Raw genomic sequence first — 9,243 nt, 5'->3', positions numbered from 1 at the left:
ACAGCGCCTGCAGGCGGCGGTCATCGGTGAGCCGGGCCAGCGAGTCCTTGATGATCTCGAATTCGCCGGACTCCACGGTCATGTTGTACACCCACACCGCTGTGATCACGATCCAGACGATGGGGAACAGCCCGTTCGCCATGCCGTAAGTGACGGAGCTCACCGCGGTGCCGAGCGGCATCCCCCACAGGGCCACGGCCAAAACAAACGCCACAGCCAACCCCACAATGGCGGCTACATGGCCTTTGGCGCGGCGTATCGCCAGCATGTAGAACAGCACCATCAAAGGAATCGCCGCAGAAAGCGCAGAGAGCACCACGCCCCCCGCCGGATCATAGACCTGTGTCCACGCCATCGAAAGAATCCCTCGCTGCACTAAACGTTCAAGAAGCGCATCCGGGATGCCAAAAGTTGCCGCATGCCGGATGCCAATACGGAATAAAACCTATAGAAAACTTTCATTGAGAGAAAATAAGGGTCTTGTCAATGCATTTTTATTCATTGAATAATCAATCTATGGCGTTCAGGAATGTATTTTTTATTTCCCTTGATGCAGTGCCGGCTTTCAGCGCGTTATAACAAAATGGAATGGCCTCTTTTGGAAGCCGATGCTGACATTGCAACTTGTGCGGAAGAGAACATGCATGCAGCGGGTGCCTCTCATGCAGATTGCCCAACCGTTGCGCTAGCGGCGGGCTTCCGTGGGCCTATGCTTTTCTGGTGCCGGGTGGATGGGGGAGGCGTGGCTTTGCCGCATCTAATGTTTTTGCCTCTGTCTGATTATATGGCTGTTTCATCTCACAGCGCGGTAAAGGTACGGCCTTTTTCTCCAGCTTTCCCCTTGGCGGAATCCAAGGTTAAGGCATTTTGTCGGCACTCCTTTGGAGCTTCAAGGAAAAAAGTATCAGCCATTTTTTATGGCACAGCCATGTTTTTTGATCACGTCGCCATCTTCCGGTTGTTTTCTCTGCATTTTGGGGCAGGGGAGGGGGAATGCCGTGAAAGCGATCTGAAGAATGGCCTGACGGTATAACAATATAATGGGAACGCCTTCATGTTGAAAATACGCTTCCGGCTGCGGGAAGCAGGCGTTCGCTGGAAGGCATGAGCACACTGTATTTGCGCTGTTCAATGCCGAAGCGGGCGTGTCTTAAACTTTAGAATTGTAAATTTTTAAAATTAATCGCCTCTGTCAGAGTATATGGCTGTTTCATCTCCGCAATATTCTGAAAAATACATACTTTTTCTCCAATTTTTCGCTGGCGGACTCCACGATTTTGGGGGTGTTATTGGTTGTTTCCTTGGAATTTCAAGAAATAAAGCATCAACCGTTTTCTATGACACAGCCAATTGATTTGCTCTAGGGCGTGTTTACACTATGCCGAGTTTTTCCAATGACTGAAGCGGGTTGGAAGGAACATTCAGTGCCGTCCAAAAAACTAAGATAGCTATTTGTAAAAATATGTTTATTTTGTATTTGCGGGAACAGGCCCTAGTATATTGCTGCTGGTTATATTGTTGGCCGCATGTGCCCGCGCTCATGAGGACGTCCACGACGATGGAGGCCCTTTTTATAGGGGGGCACCGCATGAACCCGGATGGCCCGACGGGTTATGGACGGAAGGAATGGGGATTGAGGGAAGGGGGGAATGGGGCGGCGTTGTTGTGAATAAGAGGATGTCGTCGAGTTTCCCGTTACCCCTTGCCGCCTTTATCACGGCGGTGGGTGGAACTTTGTTTGCCGGGATAAGAGAAAGCTATTGGGTTCCCGCGCTCTAGACGTGTTCCATCGACGGAAAAAATGGAGAAAACATCTGTCATTGGGGTTCCGCGCTTTAAGCTGTGTTCACGCTATGCCGAGTTTTTCCAATGACTGAAGTGGGTTGAAGAAACATTCAGCATTGCTCGAAAGGTGAGATAATCATTTGTAAAAATTATGTTTATTCCCTGTTTGAGGGAACAGGCCCCAGCGTGTCCCCCATCTAGCGGGGCGTTGCGGGATTCCTTTCGTTTAAAAAAAGGGGGGGCCGCATTCCATACAATATTCCATACAAAAGGAGGAATCCGTAACCGTCGGCACAGGGGCTGAGGTGTCCATCATTCTAGGTCGTGTCATCATTTTATATATAATTACTTGAAATTATTGAAACAATCTTTTTTATGACTTTGAAAAAATAGTTCAAGAACTTCAGTAGATTATATCTAATTGAGACATGGCCTAGAGTGCTCATTGATGCCAATCATCCGGTAGGGAAGCCTCCTCCGCAGCGGACTGCGGCGCGGCTCCTCACGAGGGAAGTTGTCAGGGCTCGTGGGTGATGCTTCCGGTTATGCTGGAAAGAGCCGCTGTGAGCCGGGAAAGGGGGCCTTGGAAGCCTGCGGCAGCAAGCCGCATCCTTTCCCGACAGGATCGGCTTCCGCACAGGAAGCCCTCAGGCGAGCCTTTCGTTTGCCAAGGCTTCCTCTCCTCCGGGGAGGAGTTTGAGCCACGCCTGCGCAGCGGAAGACAGGACGGCCCCGCGCCTCCAGACGAAGGCGGCGCGCCAACGGAGTTCCTCCTCATCAAGAAGGGCGATGTGGATGTTGGGGAGTTCCCGCCGTTCGAGCTCAAGGCGGGGGAGGAGGGCGACGCCGATGCCCGTCGCCACGAGGGTCATGATGAAATCAAGCTGGCCGCTGCGCAGGCACTCGTTGAGCTTCAGCCCGCGCTGGCGGCAAACGGCCTCGATGCGGTCGTTGAGCAGGAAGCCCTGCTCGAAGCCGATGAAGGCGTTGTCGGCCAGCTCATCCATTTTGAGGCGTTTGCGATCCGCGAGGGGATGATCCGGGGGCATGATGACCATAAGCGGTTCGTCCCGGATCTGGAGCCACGAAAAATTCGGCGGGACGGGGAGGAGGGTGACGGCAATATCGAGATCCCCTGAAAGCACCATCGGTTCCAGCGAGGCGCAGCCCTGTTCCTGAAGCGAGATGTTGATGCCGGGGTAAAGCTGCCGATATTTGGAAAGCAGATCCGCGAACAGGATGCCGCTGGCGACCGGGGGGAAGCCGATGCGGAGCACGCCTTTTTCGAGTTTGTGCAGGGCGGCGACGTCGGCTTCGAGCGCCTCAAATTCCTGAAGGATGTTGAGGGCCCGCCGGTAGACGATTTCCCCCTCGACGGTCAGCCTGACGCCGTTGCTGGCCCGCTCGAAGATGCGGACGCCAAGGCGATCCTCCACGGCTTGGACGGCTTTGCTCACCGTGGGCTGTACCGCGTGCACAGTCTGGGCGGCACGGGAAAAGCCTCCCTGCCGGGCCACTTCCACCAGTATTTGCAACGTGCGGATATTCAGCATCTATTCTTTCCGTGCATAGTGTTGATGAGCGTTTTTCATTTCACAGGAAAAACCTTTTGGCCTAATATCATGCCTCATGGGTTTCCGGCATTCCAATCCATTCTTTTTTATGGGATTTTGCTGTACGCCTTCCTTATGGCCCGGCGTCCGGCAAGCGGGTTTTGTGCGCCTGCGGACGCATGGGGAAGCTTTTCCATGCTGGCCGCCCAACAGCGTTTTCATGTCCGGCACCGAGACAAATCCGGCGAAGCTCCGCATGGGGTTGTAGCCGGATCGGAGTACATCGGGCTCCCTGCTTTTCAGGGATTCCTTTACCTTGGGCGGCCATGCCGCCCTTTTGCTTTTGGGGCCGGGCGGAAAGACGTCCATGCGGCCTGCCCGCGTGCCGCAACTGCTCCCTATTCCTTTCCTTCATGGCATTCTTTCCAGCGTTGCGTGAGCAGGCCGGCGATTTCCGCCTGCGCTTGCGGGGCGCGCATGCCGTGCATGGCGAAGACGCCCCACGGGAGCGACGCGCAGTCTCCAGCCGCCGCGTCTGCGATCTTCCGCATCAGCCCATCCCGGACACCGTCGTCCCGGATAAGCACGGCTGCGGTGCATGAAGCGTCGAACCGTTTGTTTTCAGCGGTAGTTAGGACGATTTCCCCAAGCCGCCCGTCCTTATCCGCCTGCGTGGAAAACCCGCTTGCGGCGGAGGCGATGCGCACTTTCCATGATCGCCCTTCGGTGTCGGACTCCAGATCAATCCTGATGCCCTTGGCTTTTTGCAGCAATGCTCCGGGGATGGCGGGCGGCTCCGGCGCCTGTGGCCGGAACAGTGCCGCCACGGCGACGATGGAGATGATAACCCCGCAAAACAGTAATGGTATTTTCCAGCCTGTGGCCCGGTTGTCGGTCACGTTGTCTTCCTCGCATGGGTCGTCCGGGGTGGGGGCCTGAAAGCCAACCCACGCCTTTTGATGGTTTTTTGCCCCCTTTCACCTTTGTGGGCAAGCGGATGCGAAAACGTTTTACTCCATGAAAAGGGTGGTAATCAAGCAGGATAAAATCATTATTCCATTTTGGAATGATATTGATGGAAAATATTCATTTCTCGAACGCCCCCCGTTCAGCGTAGAAAACAACACGTCAACAGGAGCCGCACGCCCCACAACAGCCGGGCATTGCAGGAAAATGCCGTCAATCAGGCATGGGGGCGCGCTCCGTAAGCCTTACAGGGGGAACATATGCCTTGGGTTCAACAGTACGCGCCGGTGGGCGGCGTGGTCGCTTCGGCATGCCTCGCGGCGATTCCGCTCATCATCCTTTTTTACATGCTGGCCGTCAGGAAGGCCAAAGGCCACGTCGCGGCGGCGGCAGGCCTCATCGGTGCGTTGATCGTCGCGGTGGCGGTGTGGGATATGCCGGTTTCCTTGGCGATCAGTTCCACGCTCAACGGCGCCGCCTTCGGGCTGTTCCCCATCGTCTGGATCGTGATTACGGCGGTGTGGGTGTACAACATGACCGTGGAGTCCGGCGAATTCGAGATCATCAAGGACTCGCTGGCCCGGCTCACCGATGACCGCCGCCTGCAGGCGCTGTTCATCGCTTATGCCTTCAGTTGCTTCATCGAAGGGACGGCGGGCTTCGGCACGCCGGTGGCCATTGCCGCCGCCATGCTGGTGGGGCTCGGCTTCACCCCGCTGTGGGGCGCGGGCATCGCGCTCATCGCCAATACCGCGCCCGTCGCCTTCGGCGCCATCGGCGTGCCGCTCATCGTGGCGGCCTCCGTATCCGGCCTTGATCAGATGACCGTGAGCGCCATCGCGGGCCGCCAGCTCCCCATCCTCGCCCTCATCGTGCCCCTCTGGGTCTGCGTGACCATGTGCGGCTTCAAGCGCAGCATGGAAGTGCTGCCCGCCATCATCGTGGGCGGCGTGTGCTTCGCCGGGGCGCAGTTCCTGCTCGCCAACTACCACGGCCCGACCCTGCCCGACATCGGCTCGGCCATCGCCACCATCGTGGGCCTCGTGCTGCTGCTCAAGGTCTGGAAGCCCTCGCGCACGTTCCGGTTCGAGGGCGAGCCCGAATCCAACCTCAGCGGATCCGGCTATCCCGCTTCGGTCGTGCTCCGTGCGTGGGGTCCCTACATCGTGCTGGCGGTCTTCGTGTTCTTCTGGGGCCTGCCGCAGTTCAAGAACATTCTGAACGCCGTCCCCGGCGCGAACCTCAGCTTCGGCTGGCCCGGACTGCACGGCGAAGTGATGAAGACCGCGCCCATCGTGGCGCAGGACAGCGTTTACGGCGCGATGTTCGCGTTTAACTGGCTGTCCGCTGGCGGCACCGCCATCCTGCTTTCCGGCCTCGTCTCTGTGCCCATGATGCCGAACTACGGTTTCGGCAAGGCCATCGCCTGCTTCATGCGCACGCTGCGCCAGCTGACCTTCCCGATCGTGACCATCGCCATGATCCTCGGCCTCGCCTACCTGATGAACTATTCCGGCATGAGCTCCACGCTTGGCCTGGCCTTCACGCACACGGGCAGCCTGTTCCCGTTCTTCTCGCCGTTGCTCGGTTGGCTCGGCGTGTTCCTGACCGGTTCGGACACCTCCTCCTGCGCCCTGTTCGGCGGCATGCAGAAGGATACCGCCACGGCGGTGGGCATGTCCCCCGAACTTGCCGTAGCCGCCAACGCTTCCGGCGGCGTCACCGCGAAGATGATTTCGCCGCAGTCCCTGTCCGTCGCCACCGCCGCGACCAACATGGTCGGGCAGGAAGGCAACCTGTTCCGCTTCACCATCGGGCACAGCATCGCCATGACCCTCGTGCTCTGCGTGCTCACTTACCTTCAGGCTGGGCCTTTGAGCTTCATGCTGCCGTAGCTGGGGTGGAAGAATGTAACCTTGGGGAGGGTAAGGAAAGGGGTGTCGGGGCGTCGCCATCGGCCAGTCCGGCGGTTCGTCCGACGGCACGGTTCCCTTGGGGCCGCCGCTTGGGCCACCCCTCCCCCTCTTCCTCCCCCCAAAAAAAACACCCCTCCGCCTCCCAAGGCTTGTATAAAGTGGAAGGAGACGCGGAGGGGACTGTCGGCACGAAAGGAACGGGCCGGGTGATCCATGAGATCGTCCGGCCTGTTTTGTTAGGCTCTGTTCTAGTATGTGGTTGTTTCATCTCCACAGTGCGGTGAAAAATAGAGCCTTTTTTCCAGTTTTCCCCTTGGCGGGATCCACGGCTGAGGCATTTTTCCGCTTATCCCTTTGGAGTTTCAAGGAAAAAACATCAACCATTTTCTATAACACAGCCTTTCGTTATGGGTTTCAGACTGCCGGGGCGTGGGGAGGCTCCTAAAGTAGCCCACTTGCGGGCCACTTCCTCGTTCAGGCTGCTGGGCGCGCGGGGCGGCTGAGGCAAGAAGCCTTTCGTTGTAGGGGGAATTTGGGGCAATGCTTGGCGAAGGGTTCATCAGAACGATGCCCAGCGGTAAAATGCAGGCAAGCAGACAATGCCCTGCGTGAGCGGTTCTGCCCAATTTGACTTGAGTTAACTAAGCTAAGATGAAATCAATATCCTGTGCGAATGGCTCGGCCTGCAAGGAGCCCTTCATTATGAGGGTGTTGCCGGAGGGGTTCGGCTTCACGGGCGGGAAAGATTTTCCTTGCCAAGTAATCCTTATAAGGATAATCCGTTTACGTACTACTTTGGCGATGAAGTTTGGCGCACGGCACGGGGCCTTTGAGTCTGGCGTGTGTCCCCCATGCCGGGGTCTGTTTTTTCAAGGCTGTGTCCTAGAAAATGGTTGATGCCTTTTTCCTTTGGGGGATGCACGATCAACCGTGAAGTTCCAAAGGAATAACCGGCAAAATACCTTAGCTCTAGATTCCGCCAATGGGAAAACCGGATAAAAAGGCTGTATTTTCACCGTGCTTTGGAGATGAAACAACCGCATACTATGACAGAGCTTTTTTCAAAAGAGGTGGGCATGTACGATACGGGGAAAGCCTTTTACCGTCATTATGAGTATATTCAGAGAGAAAACAGCCTGTATTCGCGCTGGTTCCAAAAGCGGGGCCTGTCATATCCGCAGTTCCTGATCCTTGATGCGGTGCTCAGGAGCCCCGAAGGGGCGGAACCCACGGCGTTGGCTGAGGAATGTTTCATGCCCAAGCAGACCGTCACGGGCCTTCTTGATCAGCTTGAGCGGGCGGGGTTCATCCGCCGGGAGCGCTGCAAGACGGACAGGAGGCGGACGCGGGTTTTTTGCCTGCCTGCGGGCGACGTTTTCGTGACCGGGATTATGGAAGAGCTGGCCCGCCACGAACAGGCCGCGCTCGCCTCGCTTTCCCCCGATGATATGGAAATGTTCAACAACGTGTACGCCGCCATTGTCGACGGCCTTGAGAAACATCTTTTTTCCGATCCTTCGTGAGGTCTTTCATGCCTGTTTCCCGTTTCGATTGTCCCCCGCCCGGCAGGGCCGAACAGATAACCACGCGCATCGCCTACCTTATCCTTGGCGTGGGCGTGTCCTCATGGGCCGCGCTGGTTCCCTACGCCAAAGCCCGGCTCAGCCTCGACGAAGCCGTCCTCGGCATGCTGCTCCTGTGCGTGGGTGCGGGGTCGCTGCTTTCCATGCCGTTTACCGGGCTGATTTCCGGGCGGTTCGGATGCCGGAAAGTCATCCTTGTTTCCGGCACCATCTTTCTGGCGCTGCTTCCGCTGCTGGCTTCGGTGGAGTCCGTCTGGCTGATGGCCCTGTGCCTTTTCCTTTTTGGGGCGTCCATCGGGATGATGGACGTGTCCCTGACCATTCAGGCCGTCTTTGTGGAGCAGGCCGCCGGGCGGGCCATGATGTCCGGCTTCCACTGCCTGTACAGCGTGGGCGGCATTTGCGGGGCCGGGGGCATGGCGCTACTGCTGGGGGTCCTGCCGCCGCATCAGGCCATGCTCTCCGTTTGCGTGTCCATGCTCGCGCTGTTGGCGGCGTTCGGGCGGCATTTCCTACCTTACGGGAGCGAGGGCGAAACCCCGTTGTTTGTGGTTCCGCGCGGCATCGTGCTCCTGATTGGGGTGTTGTGTTTCATCATGTATCTGAGCGAGGGCACCATTCTGGACTGGGGCGCGCTGTTCATGACCGCCGAGCGGGGCACGGAAGCCTCCCGCGCGGGTTTGGCCTTCGCCTGTTTTTCCGTGGCCATGACCACCGGGCGTCTGTTTGGCGACCGTATTGTGCAGTCCCTCGGTGACGCCCGCGTCCTCCTGTACGGCAGCCTTTGCGCCGCCTTCGGGTTTGGGCTGGTGGTCGCCGTGCCGTGGGCGTGGGCTTCGCTCGCCGGGTTTACGGTGGTCGGGCTCGGCGTCTCAAACATCGTGCCCGTGCTTTTCTCGGCTACGGCCCGCCAGAAGTTCATGCCCCTGAGCCTTGCCGTGTCGGCGGTGACGACCATCGGCTACCTCGGCGTGCTCGCGGGGCCGGCGCTCATGGGGTTTGTCGCCCATGCCACCAGCCTTGTGATCGTCTTCTGCATTACGTTGGCCTTGATGTGCTTTGTGGCGGTCGTGTCGCGGGCCGTTCCTTAATGGGAGGTGGAGGCCGGATTCCCCGAATGGCTCCGTCACGGGATATGATTGTTTCGTCTCCACAATAGATTGAAAAGGCTGTGTCCCAGAAAATGGTTGATACTTTTTTCCTTGAAATTCCAAAGGAATAACCAGAAAAATGCCTTAACTATGGATTCAGGCAAGGGGAAAACTGGAGAAAAAGGCTGTCTTTTCACCGTGCTGTGGAGATGAAATAACCGCACACTATGACAGGGCTATTGAAAAACGGCCTTTTTATCTGGTTTTCCCGTTGCCCGGCTTCATGGCTGAGGGATTTTGTTGGTTATCCTTTTTGGATTGGCTGTCCATAGAAAATGGCTGATGCTTT

Annotated in this window: 7 protein-coding genes; 4 read left to right on the top strand and 3 right to left on the bottom strand. The window is 57.4% G+C overall.

Annotation, left to right across the window (positions count from 1 at the left end; genetic code table 11):
• The coding region (locus tag ACZM8Y_RS17190; protein ID WP_489501927.1) for an L-lactate permease at positions 1–355 on the bottom strand (355 nt) is incomplete at its 3' end.
• 174 nt (positions 356–529) lie between these two features.
• Between ACZM8Y_RS17190 and ACZM8Y_RS17185 the strand changes: the two genes are divergently transcribed.
• Entirely contained in the window at positions 530–1,033 is a 504-nt protein-coding gene (locus tag ACZM8Y_RS17185; RefSeq protein ID WP_482333462.1) for a hypothetical protein, read from the top strand.
• A gap of 1,399 nt (positions 1,034–2,432) precedes the next feature.
• On the opposite strand, the gene ACZM8Y_RS17180 is transcribed toward ACZM8Y_RS17185, so the two are convergent.
• Both ACZM8Y_RS17180 and ACZM8Y_RS17175 read right to left on the bottom strand, forming a co-directional pair.
• A complete protein-coding gene (locus ACZM8Y_RS17180) occupies positions 2,433–3,338 on the bottom strand; it encodes a LysR substrate-binding domain-containing protein (RefSeq protein ID WP_302551881.1) in 906 nt (301 codons plus the stop codon).
• 398 nt (positions 3,339–3,736) lie between these two features.
• Positions 3,737–4,237 carry a GTP cyclohydrolase gene (locus ACZM8Y_RS17175; RefSeq protein ID WP_479859918.1) on the bottom strand — a complete coding sequence of 167 codons (501 nt, stop codon included), beginning with the start codon at positions 4,235–4,237 and terminating at the stop codon, positions 3,737–3,739.
• Positions 4,238–4,564: 327 nt separating this feature from the next.
• Between ACZM8Y_RS17175 and ACZM8Y_RS17170 the strand changes: the two genes are divergently transcribed.
• The 3 genes from ACZM8Y_RS17170 (at position 4,565) to ACZM8Y_RS17160 (ending at position 8,894) form a co-directional block, all read left to right on the top strand.
• On the top strand, positions 4,565–6,199 hold the full coding sequence (locus ACZM8Y_RS17170) for an L-lactate permease (protein ID WP_337431152.1): 1,635 nt from the start codon (positions 4,565–4,567) through the stop codon (positions 6,197–6,199).
• Positions 6,200–7,266: 1,067 nt separating this feature from the next.
• Positions 7,267–7,743 carry a MarR family winged helix-turn-helix transcriptional regulator gene (locus ACZM8Y_RS17165; protein WP_302551878.1) on the top strand — a complete coding sequence of 159 codons (477 nt, stop codon included), beginning with the start codon at positions 7,267–7,269 and terminating at the stop codon, positions 7,741–7,743.
• Positions 7,744–7,751: 8 nt separating this feature from the next.
• Positions 7,752–8,894 (top strand): MFS transporter, encoded by a 1,143-nt coding sequence (locus tag ACZM8Y_RS17160; RefSeq protein WP_482333459.1) that lies wholly within the window; start codon positions 7,752–7,754, stop codon positions 8,892–8,894.
• The last annotated feature ends 349 nt before the right edge of the window (positions 8,895–9,243 follow it).

This window comes from Bilophila sp. (genome assembly GCF_057864385.1).
This window is presented reverse-complemented; position numbering and strand designations above follow the sequence as displayed.

Coding starts and splice junctions, on each gene's coding strand:
- ACZM8Y_RS17185 (WP_482333462.1), top strand. CDS start 530: ATGTATTTTTTATTTCCCTTGATGCAGTGCCGGCTTTCAGCGCGTTAT.
- ACZM8Y_RS17180 (WP_302551881.1), bottom strand. CDS start 3,338: ATGCTGAATATCCGCACGTTGCAAATACTGGTGGAAGTGGCCCGGCAG.
- ACZM8Y_RS17170 (WP_337431152.1), top strand. CDS start 4,565: ATGCCTTGGGTTCAACAGTACGCGCCGGTGGGCGGCGTGGTCGCTTCG.
- ACZM8Y_RS17160 (WP_482333459.1), top strand. CDS start 7,752: ATGCCTGTTTCCCGTTTCGATTGTCCCCCGCCCGGCAGGGCCGAACAG.
- ACZM8Y_RS17165 (WP_302551878.1), top strand. CDS start 7,267: ATGACAGAGCTTTTTTCAAAAGAGGTGGGCATGTACGATACGGGGAAA.